Raw genomic sequence first — 16,309 nt, forward strand, 5'->3', positions numbered from 1 at the left:
TGTCCCAATTTTTATCGTTTCAAAGCCAAAGTCAATACGCCTGCGGTTACCAAGCCTAAGCCTATCCATTCCTGCGTGCTTGGGCGCTCGTCTAAGAAAACGACGGCCATCAGGGCAACCAAGACCAGGCTGAATTTGTCGACGGGCGCGACTTGTGAGGCGTTGCCCAGTTGCAGGGCTTTGAAGTAGGCAAGCCAAGATGCGCCGGTAGCGAGGCCGGATAGGATGAGGAATGTCCAGTTGCGGCCGGTAAAGCCGTTCACACCCTGCCATTTGCCGGTGTAGGTTAAAAACAATACCAAAGCGGCGAGGATGACCAAGGTGCGGATAAAGGTGGCGAAATCTGAATCTATGCCCTGTAAACCCATTTTGGCGAAAATGGCGGTCAATGAGGCGAAGCCTGCCGATGCCAATGCCCAAAACAGCCATGCGTTACTGCTCATGTTTTATTCCTTTGTTTCAAATTGTTGACAATATGAATCCGCTTGTTGATGAAATATCGAAATTTTCACTGCGGTTTGTCTTTGGAAAACGCTATAATAGAACTAATATTCTTTTTCTTCCAGCCGTCTTTATTATATTGTTTCAGACGGCCTTTCCCTCTCTCAATAAAGGAAAATCATGAGCTTCAAAACCGATGCTGAAATTGCCCAGTCTTCCACCATGCGCCCGATTGGTGAAATTGCCGCCAAGCTGGGTTTGAACGTTGACAACATCGAGCCCTATGGTCATTACAAAGCCAAAATCAATCCTGCCGAGGCATTCAAGCTGCCGGAAAAACAAGGCCGTCTGATTTTGGTTACCGCCATTAATCCGACTCCTGCGGGTGAGGGTAAAACCACCGTAACCATCGGTTTGGCGGACGCATTGCGCCATATCGGCAAAGACTCGGTTATCGCCCTGCGCGAGCCTTCTTTGGGTCCGGTGTTTGGTGTTAAAGGTGGTGCGGCAGGCGGCGGCTATGCCCAAGTTTTGCCGATGGAAGACATTAACCTGCACTTTACCGGCGACTTTCACGCCATCGGTGCGGCGAATAACCTGCTCGCCGCCATGCTCGACAACCATATCTATCAAGGCAATGAGTTGAACATCGATCCGAAACGCGTGCTGTGGCGTCGCGTGGTCGATATGAACGATCGTCAGTTGCGCAACATTATCGACGGTATGGGCAAACCTGTTGACGGTGTGATGCGTCCCGATGGTTTTGACATTACCGTTGCGTCCGAAGTGATGGCAGTATTCTGTCTTGCCAAAGACATCAGCGATTTAAAAGAGCGTTTGGGCAACATCCTTGTCGCCTATGCCAAAGACGGCAGCCCTGTTTACGCCAAAGATTTAAAAGCGAATGGCGCGATGGCGGCATTGCTTAAAGATGCGATTAAGCCTAACTTGGTACAAACCATCGAAGGCACTCCGGCCTTTGTACACGGCGGCCCGTTCGCCAACATCGCCCACGGCTGTAACTCTGTAACCGCTACCCGTTTGGCGAAACACCTTGCCGATTACGCCGTAACCGAAGCAGGCTTCGGCGCGGATTTGGGCGCGGAAAAATTCTGCGACATCAAATGCCGTCTGGCGGATTTGAAACCTGATGCGGCTGTTGTCGTGGCTACCGTCCGCGCTTTGAAATACAACGGCGGCGTGGAGCGTGCCAATCTCGGCGAAGAAAACCTCGAAGCCTTGGCAAAAGGCCTGCCTAATCTGCTGAAACACATTTCCAACCTGAAAAACGTATTCGGCCTGCCTGTGGTGGTTGCCATCAACCGCTTTGTGTCCGACTCCGATGCCGAGTTGGCCATGATTGAAAAAGCCTGTGCGGAACACGGCGTCGAAGTTTCCTTGACCGAAGTGTGGGGTAAAGGCGGCGCGGGTGGTGCAGACTTGGCGCACAAAGTCGTCAACGCCATCGAAAATCAACCGAATAACTTCAATTTTGCCTACGATGTTGAGTTGAGCATTAAAGACAAAATCCGTGCGATTGCCCAAAAAGTGTACGGCGCGGAAGATGTCGATTTCAGCGCAGAAGCGTCTGCCGAAATCGCTTCACTGGAAAAACTGGGCTTGGACAAAATGCCGGTCTGCATGGCGAAAACCCAATATTCTTTGAGCGACAACGCCAAACTCTTGGGCTGCCCTGAAGGCTTCCGCATTACCGTGCGCGGTATTACCGTTTCTTCCGGTGCGGGCTTCATCGTTGCGCTGTGCGGCAACATGATGAAGATGCCGGGTCTGCCGAAAGTTCCAGCTGCCGAGAAAATCGATGTGGATGCAGACGGCGTGATTCATGGCTTGTTCTGATTTAGATTGATTTTGAAATAGATAAAGGCCGTCTGAAACGAGGTTTCAGACGGCCTTTTATAATTTAAGTGAATTTCAACCGGCTTTTTAAGAAATTGAAGAAATTGTCTATCATGTCGAACATCGTATTGCGGTCTTCGCCAAACAAAGAAATGCTGCGGTCCTTACTGATTCTGTCATACGCGGCAAAAATGGTTTTCAGCTCTTCGGTGGTCAAGCGCAGTTGCTTTTCGTACAAGATGCGGCTTAAGAGCGTTACTTCCGTCGCGTTCAAATCAGGGAAGAGATGACTGATCCACAACTCCATGGTGTATTGGACGGATCTGTTGATTTTGTCTCTTTTTTTGCTTTCTTGATTTGTGTGTATCCTGTATGACAACAAAGACTCGGGCAGGTTGGCAAAGGTTTTGCCATGTAGGGCGCATTGTACCCACATATGGAAATCGGGAGCGGTTTCTGTCGCGGTGTAGTTTATCCCAAGGTTTTTAATGCTATCGTGCCGCCACATGGTGGTGGGGTTGAACATGTTTTGGGCGGCAAAGGAGAGAAAGGCTTTAATGTCTTTGTCGAGCAGGGGGAGGTCGCTTAAAACGGGTTCTCTTCCGGTTTGGTCGTCGAAAAAGATGGTGGCTTGGCTGCCGACAATATCGATTTCGGGATGGCTGTCTAAAAACTGAATCTGTTTTTCAAAACGATCCAAGGCGCAAATATCGTCTGCGTCCATTCGTGCCACATATTCGACCTTTACGTCTTTGAGCATATCCATGGCAAATTGGCAGGCAAACGGCTCGCCCCTGTTTTCCGGAAGGTGGAAAACCTGCAAACGTGAATCTTTAGCTGCGTAAGCCTCGAGGATTTCGCCGGTTTTGTCTGTTGAAGCATCGTTGATGGCGATGACGAAAAAGTCACGGAATGTTTGATTCAATACCGAATCCAAGCATTCGGGCAAATAAGCTTCGGCACAATAGGCCGGCAAAATAACGGCGAGTTTCATGTTTGCTTTCGATGTGTTTTGATGTGTAGTCGGTGGAAGATTTTACTATAAATTTCCCAAAAGCTAAGGCCGTCTGAAACCTTATTTTCAAGTTTTCAGACGGCCTTAGTGTGAATCCGAGATACGGATTATTTAACGATTTGGTTCAATTCGCCTTTGGCGTATTTGGTTGCCATTTTTTCCAAAGAAATCGGTTTGATTTTGTCGGCTTGGCCTTCGCAACCGAATGCGAGGTAGCGGTCAAGACAGATTTGTTTCATGGCTTCGACGGTTTTGCTCAAGTATTTGCGCGGGTCGAATTCGGATGGGTTTTCTGCCATGAAGCGGCGGATGGCACCGGTAGAGGCGAGGCGCAAGTCGGTATCGATGTTGACTTTGCGCACGCCGTGTTTGATGCCTTCGACGATTTCTTCTACAGGTACGCCGTAGGTTTCACCAATTTTGCCGCCGTGTTCGTTGATGACTTTCAGCCATTCTTGCGGAACGGAGCTGGAACCGTGCATCACGATGTGGGTGTTGGGCAGGGCTTGGTGGATTTCTTTGATGCGGTCGATACGCAATACGTCGCCTGTGGGCGGACGGGTGAATTTGTATGCACCGTGGCTGGTACCGACGGCAATAGCCAATGCGTCAACGCCGGTATCTTTAACGAAACGTACGGCATCTTCGACGCTGGTCAGCATTTGGTCGTGGGAAAGTTTGCCCACTGCGCCGACGCCGTCTTCTTCGCCGGCTTCTCCGGTTTCGAGGTTGCCCAATACGCCGATTTCGCCTTCGACGGACACGCCGCAAGCGTGGGAGAAGTTAACGACGGTACGGGTGGCGTTGACGTTGTATTCGTAAGAAGAAGGGGTTTTGCCGTCTTCCATCAGCGAGCCGTCCATCATCACAGAGGAGAAGCCCAGTTGGATGGAGCGTTGGCACACATCAGGAGATGCGCCGTGGTCTTGGTGCATTACGACAGGGATGTGCGGGAATTCTTCAACTGCGGCCAAAATCAGATGGCGCAGGAATGGGGCACCTGCGTATTTGCGTGCGCCTGCGGATGCTTGAACGATAACGGGGGCGTTGACTTGGTCGGCCGCCTCCATGATGGCGCGCATCTGTTCGAGGTTGTTAACGTTGAATGCGGGCAGACCGTAGCTGTTTTCGGCAGCATGGTCCAATAATTGGCGCATGGATACGAGTGCCATGAGAAGCTCCTGAAGTAGTGAAGGGTAAATTTATCCGATAAATTATAATGTTTTTTGAAATGAAAAACTACAAGCTGCTACATTGTTTTTATATATTAACGAACAGGGTCTCGGTTTATAATGGCGTGGTATTGAAAACGGGTGTGCAAAATGGATAGGATTTCGGTGGCCAAGTGTGATAAGCCTTTGTTTCAGACGGCCTTGACGGTGCAGGTGGGCGATGTGAACTATGGCGGCCATTTGGCGAACGATGCTGTGTTGCGTTTGTGCCATGAAGTGCGGATGCGTTGGTTGGCGAAGCTGGGTTGGAGCGAAATGGATGCTGGAGGGGCAGGCCTGATTATGGCGGATGCGGCGGTGCAGTATTTGGCGCAAGGTCATCATGGCGATGAGCTGTCGGTAGAAATGGGGGCGGCAGGCATGGCCGGTGTGGGCTTTTCTTTGTTGTACCGTATCCGCAGGATTTCAGACGGCCTTGTGCTGGCGAAAGTACAGACAGGCATGGTGTGTTTTGATTATGGCAAACAACGCGTCTGCCGTCTGCCTTCGGCCTTGAAAGCAGCATTGGAGGCCGTCTGAAATGGCGGAATCAAATAATTTTGCGCTTCATCTTGAACGCTATCTGAAAACCTTGCTGCAACAAGGCAAGTCGGAGCATACCGTTTCCGCTTATCGGCGCGATTTGAGTGAATTGATGCGCCTATTGCCCGATAATCTGGAAAACGGTCTGCCGACGCGCCGTGATTTTGTGGCGGTATTGAAAAAGCTGTCGCAAAAGGGCTTGAGCGAAAGCAGCTTGGCGCGGAAATTGTCGGTATGGCGGCAGTATTGCAGTTGGCTGGTGCAGATAGAAGTCATGGAAAGCGATCCGACATTTAATATGAAAGCGCCGCGCCTGCCCGAACGCTTGCCTAAAGCACTACCGCAAGAACCTTTAAACCATATCCTTGACCATGCGCCTGTTGATGACGAATTGGACGTGCGCGATAAGGCCATGTTTGAATTGATGTATGGTAGCGGTTTGCGCCTGAGCGAGATACAAGGTTTGAATCTGGACGGTATCGTTTTGGACGAAGGCTGGGTCAGTGTGAAGGGTAAAGGCGGCAAGCAGCGGCAAGTGCCTTTGGTGGGCAAGAGCATTGCGGCATTGCGTGATTATTTGGCAGTGCGTATTGCCAAAGAGGGCGAGCAGGCCTTGTTTACTAATAAGAACGGCGGCAGGCTGGGGCAACGTCAAATTCAAAAACGCCTGCAGGCGTGGGCAGTGCGCGTGGGCAGCGCCAGCCATATCTCGCCGCACATGATGCGCCACAGCTATGCAACCCATCTTTTGCAGGCATCGGGCGATATCCGCGCCGTACAGGAATTGTTGGGTCACAGCAACCTTTCCGCTACGCAAGTTTATACAAAGCTGGACTTTGACCATTTGGCGCGCGTTTATGATGAGGCGCACCCAAGGGCGAAACGGAAAAAATGATTTTGTTTGAATCAGGCCGTCTGAAAGAATGTTTTCAGACGGCCTGATGTTTTATACAGATGATTTGAAACCATTTGAATTTTGATCGGTCTGATGAGGTTTCGATATTGGTTTAATGTGCGGATAGCATAAACGCCGGAAGAATAGGCTGTTTTGTCTTACCGTTTATCTTTTAAAACGACCTTTTGTTTGATAATATTAGTAATGAGAGCTAATATCATATTATGATATGCAGCCTTTAAAACAGCAGGTCTATAAACTTTCTCTATAAGCATTAATGCTTATTTTGACTGTAAAACGACTTGCAAACGGGAATTGTTGCTATTAACATAACGGAATTATGGATAAAAAACGAATTTTAACTCCAGCCGTCGTGACTTCCGTTGCGTTGATTCACGTCGGCTTGGTTGCACTTTTATGGCACGCGCACAAACCGCCTCCTGTCGAAATGGCGAATATTGAATTTGTCGATTTAGGCGATTTCGGCGGTGGCGACGGTAGTCCTGAGGGCGAAGGCGCACCTGCAGCCCCCGAGCCTACTCCAGAACAACCGAAACCCAAGCCGAAACCCAAACCTAAGCCTGTCGAACCGCCCAAACCTGTTATCAAACCTGTGGTAACGAAAAAAGAAAAAGCGGATATCGTGCAGCAAAAGGAAAAACCGAAACCTATCGAGAAACCTAAGCCCGAGCCTAAGCCGGAACCCAAACCTGAGCCGAAGCCCGAGCCAAAACCTGAACCAAAACCAGAGCCGAAGGCAGAACCTAAACCATCTCCTAAAGCATCTGAATACTCAGGCAGCAAAACCGGGCCGAACACTGCTGAAAACGGTAAAGGCAACGGCGAAGGCAAAGCCTTGAGTGGAGAAGGAAAAGGCAACGGCGGCGGTACGAAAGGTACAGGCAGCGGCCGTGGCGAAGGCGGCGGATCCGGTAGCGGCGGTGCGAAAGGCGAACATGGTTCCGGTACCGGTGGCGGAGGTGGTGGCAGCGGTACAGGTGCCGGCAGCAGTAAAGGCAATCCGGCAAAAGGAACCTGCCATATTCCGAGACCTCCGTATCCTTCACTGTCCACTGAAAATGGCGAAGAGGGCTTGGTTGTTTTGAAAGTCTTGGTTGGTCCCGGCGGTAAAGTGGATTCAATTAGTGTGAATAAATCAAGTGGTTATAGTCGTCTGGATAATGCAGCGCGTAAAGCCGTTAAAGATGGTAGCTGTCATGCAAGCGTTTGGACTGAATTTAAAGTACCTGTCAAATTCACGCTTGAATAAGTATCTAGGACTAAGCTGATTGATTGGAAAATATATGCTGTTGGGGAATATTTTTAAATGACCCGATAGAAATTTTAATTTTATTTTTAACTTGGAAAAATTATGGATTTAAGTTTAGTTTTCAAATCAGGTGATGTGGTACTGATTGGTGTATTTGTCCTGATGTTGTTGATGAGTGTGGTGACTTGGAGTGTCATTGTGATTCGCTGCATCAAATACCGCAAAGCGAAAAAAGGCAATGCTCAGGTAAAAGAGTTGATGTTGAATGCGTTTACGCTGGCTGATGCCGTACAAAAAGCCAAAGCGGTAGAAGCACCGATGAGCAATGTTGCCGATGAGTCTCTGCGCGCATACCAAAACTACCGTCAAACGACAAGCAAATCGCTGATTGACGAATTGCCTTTGAATGAATACTTGGTCGTTCACATCCGCAACAGCATGTCACAAACCATGCGTCAGTTCGACTATGGCATGACCGCGTTGGCCTCCATCGGCGCAACCGCTCCGTTTATCGGCCTGTTGGGTACTGTTTGGGGTATTTACCATGCCCTGATCGGCATCAGCGAAAGCGGTCAAATGAGCATTGCTGCGGTAGCCGGTCCGATTGGTGAGGCTTTGGTATCGACTGCCGTCGGCCTGTTTGTAGCGATTCCGGCTGTATTGGCATACAACTTCCTCAATCGCGGTACAAAAACCATCGCGCAAGATATGGACGCATTTGCACATGACCTGCATGTCCGCCTTCTGAATCAAAAGGATTAAATCATGGCTTTCGGATCAATGAATTCTGGCGATGATGCGCCGATGTCGGATATCAACGTTACACCTTTGGTGGACGTGATGCTGGTGTTGCTGATTGTATTTATGATTACCATGCCGGTGCTGACCCACTCGATTCCTTTGGAGTTGCCGACTGCTTCGGAAAAAGCGGCGAAAGAGGATAAGCAGCAGCCTAAAGATCCTTTGCGTTTGAGCATTGATGCCAATGGTGCTTATGTTGTTGGCGGAGATTCGGATAACAAAGTGGATTTGGCAACGGTAACTGCCAAGCTGAAAGAAGCCAAAGCGAAAAACGAAGATGTGATTGTGGCGATTGCGGCGGATAAAGCGGTTGAATACGATTATGTCAACCAAGCCCTGCAAGCGGCGCGCGAAGCCGGTATCAGCAAAATCGGTTTTGTAACGGAAACCAAAGCGCAGTAATCTTTTGAATACAGTAAAGGCCGTCTGAAATTTGAGTAAAGTTTCAGACGGCCTTTTGTTGTATTTGGTAACTATATGTCCAGGCTGTATAATTAGCGGATTAAATTGAATAATGACAATACAGGAACCACTATGACAGAAACCATCGAGCGCGACAGTATGCAATACGATGTCGTGATTGTCGGCGCAGGCCCGTCGGGTTTGTCTGCCGCCATCAAACTCAAGCAGCTTGCCGAAAAGAATGGACGCGAAATCAGCGTTTGCGTGGTGGAGAAGGGTTCGGAGGCCGGTGCGCACTCGCTAGCCGGTGCCATCATCGATCCGATTTCTTTGAATGAGTTGATTCCTGATTGGAAAGAAAAAGGCGCGCCGCTGACGCGTACAGTGACGAAGGACAGGGTTTTGTTCCTGACCGAGAAAAAAGCCTTCAACTTGCCGGTTACCCCGAATTTCGACAACCATGCGAACTATATTGCCAGCTTGGGTGAAGTCGTGCGCTGGTTGGCAGAGCAGGCGGAAAATTTGGGCGTGGAAATCTATCCGGGCTTTGCCGCCGCCGAAGTGCTGTATCACGAAGACGGTTCGGTCAAAGGCATTGCGACCGGCAATATGGGTGTGGGCAAAGACGGCGAACCGACCGATTCATTTCAGCCCGGCATGGAGCTTTGGGCGCAGCAAACCCTGTTTGCCGAAGGCTGTCGCGGCTCGCTTTCCAAGCAAGTCATTGAACAATTCAAGCTCGACCAAAACAGCGAACCGCAAACTTACGGCTTGGGCATTAAAGAAATTTGGGAAGTGCCGTCTGAAAAACATCAGCCCGGTTTGGTCATGCACAGCGCAGGCTGGCCGTTGGACAGCAAAACCTACGGTGGCTCGTTTATTTATCACTTTGATGAAAACAAAGTCGCTGTCGGTTTTGTGGTCGGCTTAGATTATCAAAACCCTTATCTGTCGCCGTTTGAAGAGTTCCAACGTTTCAAAACCCATCCTGAAATCCGCAAAACCTTTGAAGGCGGCCGCCGTATCGCTTATGGCGCGCGTTCGTTGATTGAAGGCGGTTTGCAAAGCCTGCCGAAACTCTCGTTTAAAGGTGGCGTTTTGGTCGGCGATGCGGCGGGTTTCCTGAATATGCCGCGCATCAAAGGCATTCATACGGCCATGAAATCCGCCATGCTTGCCGCAGAAGCCGTGTTCCCTATGTTGGAAAACCTCGAGGAAGTGGAAAGCTTCGACAGCGGCAAAGAGGCGGCGGATTATCAGCAACGTTTTGAACAAAGCTGGCTGTATCAAGAGCTTTACGCCGCGCGCAATGTCCGTCCGTCATTTAAATGGGGCGTTTACCTCGGCTCAATCTATACCGGCATCGACCAAATGATTTTCAGAGGCAAAGCCCCGTGGACCTTGAAACATCACGGCAAAGACAACGAGCAGCTCAAAAAAGCCGCCGAATGCAAGCCGATTGATTATCCGAAGCCCGACGGTGTGTTGACTTTCGACCGTTTGAGCAGCGTCTTCCTTGCCAACCTTGCGCACGAAGAAAACCAGCCCGACCATTTGGTACTGAAAAATCCGCAAGTCATGATAGACGTAAACTACAAAGAATACGCCTCGCCCGAAACCCGCTATTGTCCGGCCGGCGTATATGAAATCGTCGAAGAAAACGGCAGTCCGCGCCTGCAAATCAACGCTGCCAACTGCGTCCACTGCAAAACGTGCGACATCAAAGACCCGACGCAAAACATCACTTGGATTTGCCCCGAAGGCGCAAGCGGTCCGAATTACGGCGGAATGTAATTGACTGTTTGAAGTTAAAACCTAAAGGCCGTCTGAAAAATTTCAGACGGCCTCTATCCTATTATTTCATCAATGGAAGCATTATGAACACACGCATTTGGCAGGCAGGCCGATTTGAAATCGCCTTGGACAAACCGAAAATCATGGGCATCGTCAATCTGACCCCCGATTCATTTTCCGATGGCGGCACCTATTCGCAAAATGTCTCAATAGCATTGACACATGCCGAGCAGCTGCTGAAAGACGGCGCGGATATTCTCGATATCGGCGGCGAATCTACCCGCCCGGGTTCGGATGATGTTTCTCTCGAAGAAGAATGGGCCAGGGTGCAGCCGGTTTTAGTGGAAGTGGCCAAGTGGAATGTTCCCGTCAGCTTGGATACGCGCCGTACGGCGATTATGGAAAAAGCCTTGGCACAAGGCGGCGTCGATATTATCAACGATGTTGCCGCATTGAGTGATGAAGGCGCAGTCGCCTTGTTGGCGCAACAGCCGAAGACGGGCGTGTGTCTTATGCACATGCAGGGTTTGCCCAAAACCATGCAGCTTAATCCGCAATATCAAGATGTCGTCGAAGAGGTCGCGCGCTATTTAAAAGCACGCGCGGCAGAATGCGTTCAAGCAGGCATTGCCCCTGAACGCATCACGCTGGACCCCGGCTTCGGTTTCGGCAAAAACCTGCAACACAACATCACCCTGATAAAACATTTGCCTGAATTGATGGAAGCAACCGGATTCCCCCTTCTGATCGGCGTATCGCGCAAACGTATGATTGGCGAACTGACAGGCGAACAAGATGCCGCCAAACGCGTACACGGCAGCGTCGCAGCTGCTTTGGCCTCAGTGGCTAGAGGCGCGCAAATCATCCGTGTTCACGATGTCAAAGCAACATCGGACGCTTTGAAAGTTTGGGAAGCATTGGGCGTATCGGCATAATGCCCGAATAGAAAACCAACAGGCCGTCTGAAACATTTGCTCGGCATCTTGAACAAGCAACAAGTTATGCTATAATCCGCATCTACTCTTGACGGGTCTGTAGCTCAGGGGTTAGAGCAGGGGACTCATAATCCCTTGGTCGTGGGTTCGAAACCCACCGGACCCACCAAATATTAAAAATGCCCGAGGCTTTTGGCTTCGGGCATTTTTGTATTTATTGGTTTGTGAAGGGTTGGAATATAATGTCGAGTATAGAAATTCGGTTATGTCGTCCAATATATTTTTTAGGGAAAATTCTTTTTAAAAAAGAAGGAGTAGTTTGGTGGAGTTATTGCCTTATTTTCTGTTTTGTTTAGTATTTTTGTATTTTATTGCAATTATAATTAATTCAGTAATAGTATATAAAATATTAAAATCAGAAGGGGTAGATATAGGTTTTTTTGAATATCTATTTATTGGAAGTATGCAATTTAAATTTTTCAGAGTGCTATTTGGAATACAAAAAATATCCAATAAATTTTATTTGAAAATATTAAGAATAAATTTTACGGTTGCTATGATTATTCTTATTTTGGGTTTTTCTGTTGTCTTATATTCAACATATTTAGTATAAAAAATAACCTATCAAATGAAAGTCAGCTATTTAAGTTGTAGAATGTTTTGTAAACCAATGCCGTCTGAAAATCTTTATTTCAGACGGCCTGAAGATTTAGTCGGCCGTTCCGCGTATTTCGTTGATTGGGATGCGCGGTGTATAAAGTATGTCGTAAGTCGGCTTGTCCAGCAGATCTTGCAGTGAGTATTGATCTAAATGATTGAAGAAGGCTTTGATGGCACCGGTGATGATACCGGTCAGTCGGCAGGATGGGGTGATGAGGCATTCGTTGTTGTCGCCCATGCATTCGACAACCTGCATCGGCTCAAGATGGCGTACCACTGCACCGATATTGATGTTTTCAGGATTGTCTGCCAAGCGCAAACCGCCGCCTTTGCCGCGCACGCTGACCAGAAAACCGCCTTTGACTAATGAGGTAACCACTTTCATCAAATGGCTTTTGGAAATATTGTAAGTCTCGGCAATAGTGCCGATATTGACGAGGGTGTCGTCGTTGATGGCGGTATAAACCAATACGCGCAATCCGTAATCGGTATGTTGGGTCAGATACATGGCTGGCTCTTTAGATATTTTTATTATATGTCAAAAGCGTAGTGCTTGGTGAGGGGCTGTTTGACTTTATGTGGGATTGGGTTTCATAATATCTGAAACATTTGAATTAATCCAGTTTGACAGACTGTTGCCATTATAACGAACTTATGAAGCCCTTGAAACGCCATCCTGCCTTAATAGAACTTTCCCGCGAACATCATGGTTCGCTGTCGTTGTGCGTCCGTCTTCTGCGTACGCCCGATCAAAGCCATCAGGCGGAGCTGGAGCCTCATTTTGTTGAGCTTGAGCCACATTTTTGGGAAGAGGAAACCATGTTTGCGCCGTATTGGGATAAAATTGACCCTGCGTTGCGGCAGCGTTTTGAAGGCGATCATGCCAAATTACGCGCGATGATGGCGCATCCTGAATATATGAATGAATCATGGAATAAGGAGTTTGCTGTCACTTTGCGCGATCATGCGCGCTTTGAGGAGCGCGAGCTTTTCCCTGCGATTGAACCTTTTTTGCCTTTGCCTGAGAATGTGTAACAGGAAAGGGAATTGATGGCCGTCTGAAAAGTTTCAGACGGCCTCTGTTGCTGTTTTATGATGATATAAAAATTGAAGGAACCACCATGACCGATTTGTTCAAACACCCGGTTTGGGCAATGGCCTTCCGCCCGTTTTATTCGTTGGCGGCTTTGTATGGCGCATTGTCTATACTGCTTTGGGGCTTCGGCTTTCAGGGTACGCCTGAGTTGCCGGGTTTTTATTGGCATGCCCATGAAATGATTTGGGGCTATGCCGGATTGGTTGTCATTGCATTTTTATTGACGGCCGTGGCGACTTGGACAGGCCAGCCGCCGACACGCGGTAAGGCTTTGGCCGGTTTGACCGCATTTTGGCTGTTGGCCCGCATTTGTATGTTTATTCCTGGTTGGGGGGTAACGGCAAGCGGCATATTCGGTACGATCTTTTTCTGGTATGGCGCGGTATGCATGGCTTTGCCGGTAATTCGTTCTCAAAACAAGCGCAACTATGTTGCCGTGTTCGCTATTTTTGTTTTGGGCGGCACCCATTTCGCCTTCCATCTGAAAGTGCAGCCGTTTGATGCCATTGCGCTGATGACCGGTTTGCAATCCGGTTTGATTATGGTGGCCGGTTTTATTGGTTTGATCGGTATGCGGATTATCTCGTTCTTTACGTCCAAACGCCTGAACGTGCCGCAAATCCCCAGCCCTCAATGGGTGGCGCATGCTTCACTTTGGCTGCCTATGCTGACCGCCATGCTGATGGCGCATAACATTTTGCCGGGACTGGCCGCGTTGTTTGCGTTGGCTGCCGGTGTGATTTTTACCGTGCAGGTGTACCGCTGGTGGTATAAAGCCGTGCTGAAAGAGCCTATGCTTTGGATTTTGTTTGCCGGCTATCTGTTTACTGGCTTGGGCTTGATTGCGGTCGGTCTTTCTTATTGGATTCCAAGTTTCCTGAATTTGGGTGTGCACCTTATCGGCGTTGGCGGTATCGGCGTGCTGACTTTGGGCATGATGGCGCGAACTGCGCTTGGCCATACCGGCAACTCCATTTATCCGCCGCCTAAAGTGGTTCCTGTCGCCTTTTGGCTGATGATTGCCGCAACGGTTGTCCGTGTTTTGGCTACCTTTGTGAGCGGTACGGCATACACGCACAGTATTCGTTGCTCCGCCGCTTTGTTTGCCGCCTCTTTGCTGTTGTACGCATGGAAATATATTCCTTGGCTGATCCGTCCGCGTTCGGATGGTCGTCCGGGTTAACGGTTTGGCGAAATGAGAAGGCCGTCTGAAAAGTTTCAGACGGCCTTTATTGTTGATAATAAAAAAGCCTTTCAAAGTATGAAGGCTTTTCTTGAAACTGTGGCCTCGCCAACAGGAATCGAACCTGTATTTTACGCTTAGGAGGCATACGTTCTATCCGTTGAACTATGGCGAGGCGGTAAAGGAGGGGATTTTAAACCTTTCCAGCAAAAAAAGACAATAAGCCGGCGGCAATCAAAGGGCCGACCGGAATGCCGCCGACAAAGGCAACGCCGATGACCGTGCCGATTAATAATCCGGTTACCAAAACAGGCTGTTCGCTCATCAATGGAACGCCGCGTCCGGCAAGCCAGGCAACCAAAATGCCGATAAGGACGGCAGCAATCATTTTGAAATTGATAAACTCGGAAACCGGCGGAATCTGGATTTTACCGGAAACCAACGGACTCAATACGCCGATGGTCAGCAGGATGATGCCCAGATGCAAACCGTGTTTTTCCACCAAGGGAAGATATTGCGACAAGGCCGTCTGCTGCATGAGCAGCAATACCGCCGCCGAAATCGTAATCGAGTTGTTGTTGCTGACGACGCCCAAAAAAATCAGCGTAACCAGAAACAAAGGGACAAAGCTGAAATTCATCGGATTAAGATACTCGGGCTAAAGATTCTTTTGCCAGTTGGATCATGGCTTCTTTGACTTCGCTGTCAGGCAACACGTCCAATGAAGCGATGGCTTTGTCAACGGCTTTTTTCGCTTCAGAAATCGAATACGGCAAAGCGTCGGAGTTGACGACATAGTCGTGGATTTTTTCAAAATAGCTGCGGTCGGCATTTTCCAAAGCATAGCGCACATCGTTGGCGGCCTGCTCGGAGCCGTTTCGCATCAGGTAAATCAATGGCAGGGTAGGTTTGCCTTCTGCCAAATCGTCGCCGACGTTTTTGCCGATTTCTTCGGTTTCGCCTGAATAGTCCAAAACATCGTCAATGATTTGGAAAGCCGTACCGACGTACATGCCGTAGTCTTTCAAGGCTTGCTCGTGTTCGGGGGAAGCCTTGCCCAAAATTGCGCCGACTTGCGCGGCCGCTTCAAACAATTTTGCTGTTTTGTATTGGATAACTTGGACGTATTGCTCTTCGGTAATATCCGTATTGCCGATGTTCATCAGCTGCATGACTTCGCCTTCGGCGATGATGTTGGTCGCATCGGCCATCACTTCCAATATACGCATACTGCCTGAACCGACCATCAGTTGGAAGGCGCGTGTATAGAGGAAGTCGCCGACCAAAACGGCCGCTGCGTTGCCGAAGAGATTGTTTGCGGTTTTACGGCCGCGGCGCAATTCACTTTCGTCAACGACATCGTCGTGCAGGAGGGTGGAGGTGTGGATGAATTCCACCATCGCTGCCAGCGAATACAGCTTTTCATCGTCATGCCCGACTGCTTTGCCTGCCAAAATGGTAATAATCGGACGCAGTCGCTTACCGCCCGCGCTGATGATGTATGTGCCAATTTGCGAAATCAGCGCGACATCGGATTGAACAGCTTGGTTGATGACCGCGTTCACTTTGGCAAGGTCATCGGGCAGGTGGCGTTGGAAGTAAGGCAGGTTTTCGAGCATAAAACATTCTCTGTTGATAAAACGGAGCGGAGGCTCCAATGAATCTGTTTAAACCCGTACATTCGGTCGGGGTAATAACGTTGCATAAAGATATCAGCAATCCAGCGCGTGATTATATCAGTTAAAAAGCATGCAACATATCTTTCAGACGGCCTTTTCAGTTGTAAATAAAATAAATTTTGACAAAATAGGCAAATAGAAATAGAATAGCTCGTTTCGCACATGGTGTGCGGAATGTTAACCTAATTCTCATGGAGTTGAGTATGTACGCGGTCATAAAAACCGGCGGTAAACAATACAAAGTTTCCGTTGGCGAAAAATTGAAAGTAGAACAGATACCAGCCGAACTCGACAGCCAAATCGAACTGACTGAAGTTTTGATGATTGCTGACGGCGAATCTGTAAAAGTAGGCGCACCTTTTATCGAAGGCGCAAAAGTAACAGCCAAAGTCGTTGCTCATGGTCGTGGCGAGAAAGTACGCATTTTCAAAATGCGTCGTCGCAAACACTACCAAAAACGCCAAGGCCATCGCCAAAATTTCACCCAAATCGAAATCGTGGCAATCGCCTAATTTCAAGTAAGTTCA

Annotated in this window: 17 protein-coding genes and 2 tRNA genes; 12 read left to right on the forward strand and 7 right to left on the reverse strand. The window is 48.9% G+C overall.

Annotated elements, in window-relative coordinates; all coding sequences use genetic code 11:
- Positions 1-11: 11 nt before the first annotated feature.
- Complete coding sequence (locus tag ACTHUM_RS00880) at positions 12-443, reverse strand: EamA family transporter (RefSeq protein ID WP_003680126.1); 432 nt, start codon at positions 441-443, stop codon at positions 12-14.
- A gap of 178 nt (positions 444-621) precedes the next feature.
- On the opposite strand from ACTHUM_RS00880, the gene ACTHUM_RS00885 reads away from it, so the two are divergent.
- The gene (locus ACTHUM_RS00885) at positions 622-2,298 is read left to right on the forward strand and encodes a formate--tetrahydrofolate ligase (RefSeq protein ID WP_004518820.1); all 1,677 of its coding nucleotides are present in this window, start codon (positions 622-624) and stop codon (positions 2,296-2,298) included.
- 64 nt (positions 2,299-2,362) lie between these two features.
- Here ACTHUM_RS00885 and ACTHUM_RS00890 read toward each other — a convergent pair whose 3' ends face one another.
- Positions 2,363-3,292: a glycosyltransferase family 2 protein gene (locus ACTHUM_RS00890; RefSeq protein WP_004518819.1), complete on the reverse strand. Its 930-nt coding sequence runs from the start codon at positions 3,290-3,292 to the stop codon at positions 2,363-2,365.
- A gap of 128 nt (positions 3,293-3,420) precedes the next feature.
- Positions 3,421-4,485, reverse strand: coding sequence for a class II fructose-bisphosphate aldolase (fba, locus tag ACTHUM_RS00895; protein ID WP_003686828.1), 1,065 nt, complete (start codon positions 4,483-4,485; stop codon positions 3,421-3,423).
- 150 nt (positions 4,486-4,635) lie between these two features.
- On the opposite strand from fba, the gene ACTHUM_RS00900 reads away from it, so the two are divergent.
- The 8 genes from ACTHUM_RS00900 (at position 4,636) to ACTHUM_RS00935 (ending at position 11,333) form a co-directional block, all read left to right on the forward strand.
- Positions 4,636-5,064, forward strand: a complete 429-nt coding sequence (locus ACTHUM_RS00900) for an acyl-CoA thioesterase (RefSeq protein WP_070588022.1) — start codon at positions 4,636-4,638, stop codon at positions 5,062-5,064.
- 1 nt (position 5,065) lies between these two features.
- On the forward strand, positions 5,066-5,962 hold the full coding sequence (locus ACTHUM_RS00905) for a tyrosine recombinase XerC (RefSeq protein ID WP_070625055.1): 897 nt from the start codon (positions 5,066-5,068) through the stop codon (positions 5,960-5,962).
- A 340-nt stretch (positions 5,963-6,302) separates the two neighbouring features.
- On the forward strand, positions 6,303-7,232 hold the full coding sequence (locus ACTHUM_RS00910) for an energy transducer TonB (RefSeq protein ID WP_049344498.1): 930 nt from the start codon (positions 6,303-6,305) through the stop codon (positions 7,230-7,232).
- A gap of 102 nt (positions 7,233-7,334) precedes the next feature.
- Complete coding sequence (locus tag ACTHUM_RS00915; protein ID WP_049332314.1) at positions 7,335-7,994, forward strand: MotA/TolQ/ExbB proton channel family protein; 660 nt, start codon at positions 7,335-7,337, stop codon at positions 7,992-7,994.
- Positions 7,995-7,997: 3 nt separating this feature from the next.
- On the forward strand, positions 7,998-8,435 hold the full coding sequence (locus ACTHUM_RS00920) for an ExbD/TolR family protein (protein WP_049344497.1): 438 nt from the start codon (positions 7,998-8,000) through the stop codon (positions 8,433-8,435).
- Positions 8,436-8,567: 132 nt separating this feature from the next.
- Positions 8,568-10,229, forward strand: a complete 1,662-nt coding sequence (locus tag ACTHUM_RS00925) for an electron transfer flavoprotein-ubiquinone oxidoreductase (protein WP_070695214.1) — start codon at positions 8,568-8,570, stop codon at positions 10,227-10,229.
- A gap of 83 nt (positions 10,230-10,312) precedes the next feature.
- On the forward strand, positions 10,313-11,164 hold the full coding sequence (gene folP, locus ACTHUM_RS00930) for a dihydropteroate synthase (RefSeq protein ID WP_070695213.1): 852 nt from the start codon (positions 10,313-10,315) through the stop codon (positions 11,162-11,164).
- Positions 11,165-11,257: 93 nt separating this feature from the next.
- Positions 11,258-11,333 (forward strand) — tRNA-Ile (locus tag ACTHUM_RS00935).
- 540 nt (positions 11,334-11,873) lie between these two features.
- Here the strand turns inward: ACTHUM_RS00935 and ACTHUM_RS00940 are convergent.
- Positions 11,874-12,332: an RrF2 family transcriptional regulator gene (locus tag ACTHUM_RS00940; RefSeq protein WP_004518811.1), complete on the reverse strand. Its 459-nt coding sequence runs from the start codon at positions 12,330-12,332 to the stop codon at positions 11,874-11,876.
- 146 nt (positions 12,333-12,478) lie between these two features.
- Here ACTHUM_RS00940 and ACTHUM_RS00945 point away from each other — a divergent pair, with 146 nt between their 5' ends.
- Positions 12,479-12,859 carry a hemerythrin domain-containing protein gene (locus tag ACTHUM_RS00945; protein ID WP_049344491.1) on the forward strand — a complete coding sequence of 127 codons (381 nt, stop codon included), beginning with the start codon at positions 12,479-12,481 and terminating at the stop codon, positions 12,857-12,859.
- Positions 12,860-12,945: 86 nt separating this feature from the next.
- Entirely contained in the window at positions 12,946-14,103 is a 1,158-nt protein-coding gene (locus tag ACTHUM_RS00950) for an NnrS family protein (RefSeq protein ID WP_049344489.1), read from the forward strand.
- 100 nt (positions 14,104-14,203) lie between these two features.
- Here ACTHUM_RS00950 and ACTHUM_RS00955 read toward each other — a convergent pair.
- The 3 genes from ACTHUM_RS00955 to ispB form a co-directional block, all read right to left on the reverse strand.
- Positions 14,204-14,278: transfer RNA gene (locus tag ACTHUM_RS00955), tRNA-Arg, on the reverse strand.
- A gap of 18 nt (positions 14,279-14,296) precedes the next feature.
- Positions 14,297-14,743, reverse strand: a complete 447-nt coding sequence (locus ACTHUM_RS00960; protein ID WP_004518807.1) for a DUF441 domain-containing protein — start codon at positions 14,741-14,743, stop codon at positions 14,297-14,299.
- 4 nt (positions 14,744-14,747) lie between these two features.
- On the reverse strand, positions 14,748-15,722 hold the full coding sequence (gene ispB / locus ACTHUM_RS00965) for an octaprenyl diphosphate synthase (protein ID WP_004518806.1): 975 nt from the start codon (positions 15,720-15,722) through the stop codon (positions 14,748-14,750).
- A 263-nt stretch (positions 15,723-15,985) separates the two neighbouring features.
- Here ispB and rplU point away from each other — a divergent pair, with 263 nt between their 5' ends.
- The gene (gene rplU, locus ACTHUM_RS00970) at positions 15,986-16,294 is read left to right on the forward strand and encodes a 50S ribosomal protein L21 (protein ID WP_100066624.1); all 309 of its coding nucleotides are present in this window, start codon (positions 15,986-15,988) and stop codon (positions 16,292-16,294) included.
- Positions 16,295-16,309: the final 15 nt, after the last annotated feature.

The sequence above is a fragment of the Neisseria sp. P0021.S006 genome (assembly GCF_051956895.1).

Bases quoted from the DNA above. Each gene is read 5' to 3' on its own strand.
- ACTHUM_RS00880 (WP_003680126.1), bottom strand. From the start codon at position 443: ATGAGCAGTAACGCATGGCTGTTTTGGGCATTGGCATCGGCAGGCTTC.
- ACTHUM_RS00885 (WP_004518820.1), top strand. From the start codon at position 622: ATGAGCTTCAAAACCGATGCTGAAATTGCCCAGTCTTCCACCATGCGC.
- ACTHUM_RS00890 (WP_004518819.1), bottom strand. From the start codon at position 3,292: ATGAAACTCGCCGTTATTTTGCCGGCCTATTGTGCCGAAGCTTATTTG.
- fba (WP_003686828.1), bottom strand. From the start codon at position 4,485: ATGGCACTCGTATCCATGCGCCAATTATTGGACCATGCTGCCGAAAAC.
- ACTHUM_RS00900 (WP_070588022.1), top strand. From the start codon at position 4,636: ATGGATAGGATTTCGGTGGCCAAGTGTGATAAGCCTTTGTTTCAGACG.
- ACTHUM_RS00905 (WP_070625055.1), top strand. From the start codon at position 5,066: ATGGCGGAATCAAATAATTTTGCGCTTCATCTTGAACGCTATCTGAAA.
- ACTHUM_RS00910 (WP_049344498.1), top strand. From the start codon at position 6,303: ATGGATAAAAAACGAATTTTAACTCCAGCCGTCGTGACTTCCGTTGCG.
- ACTHUM_RS00915 (WP_049332314.1), top strand. From the start codon at position 7,335: ATGGATTTAAGTTTAGTTTTCAAATCAGGTGATGTGGTACTGATTGGT.
- ACTHUM_RS00920 (WP_049344497.1), top strand. From the start codon at position 7,998: ATGGCTTTCGGATCAATGAATTCTGGCGATGATGCGCCGATGTCGGAT.
- ACTHUM_RS00925 (WP_070695214.1), top strand. From the start codon at position 8,568: ATGACAGAAACCATCGAGCGCGACAGTATGCAATACGATGTCGTGATT.
- folP (WP_070695213.1), top strand. From the start codon at position 10,313: ATGAACACACGCATTTGGCAGGCAGGCCGATTTGAAATCGCCTTGGAC.
- ACTHUM_RS00940 (WP_004518811.1), bottom strand. From the start codon at position 12,332: ATGTATCTGACCCAACATACCGATTACGGATTGCGCGTATTGGTTTAT.
- ACTHUM_RS00945 (WP_049344491.1), top strand. From the start codon at position 12,479: ATGAAGCCCTTGAAACGCCATCCTGCCTTAATAGAACTTTCCCGCGAA.
- ACTHUM_RS00950 (WP_049344489.1), top strand. From the start codon at position 12,946: ATGACCGATTTGTTCAAACACCCGGTTTGGGCAATGGCCTTCCGCCCG.
- ACTHUM_RS00960 (WP_004518807.1), bottom strand. From the start codon at position 14,743: ATGAATTTCAGCTTTGTCCCTTTGTTTCTGGTTACGCTGATTTTTTTG.
- ispB (WP_004518806.1), bottom strand. From the start codon at position 15,722: ATGCTCGAAAACCTGCCTTACTTCCAACGCCACCTGCCCGATGACCTT.
- rplU (WP_100066624.1), top strand. From the start codon at position 15,986: ATGTACGCGGTCATAAAAACCGGCGGTAAACAATACAAAGTTTCCGTT.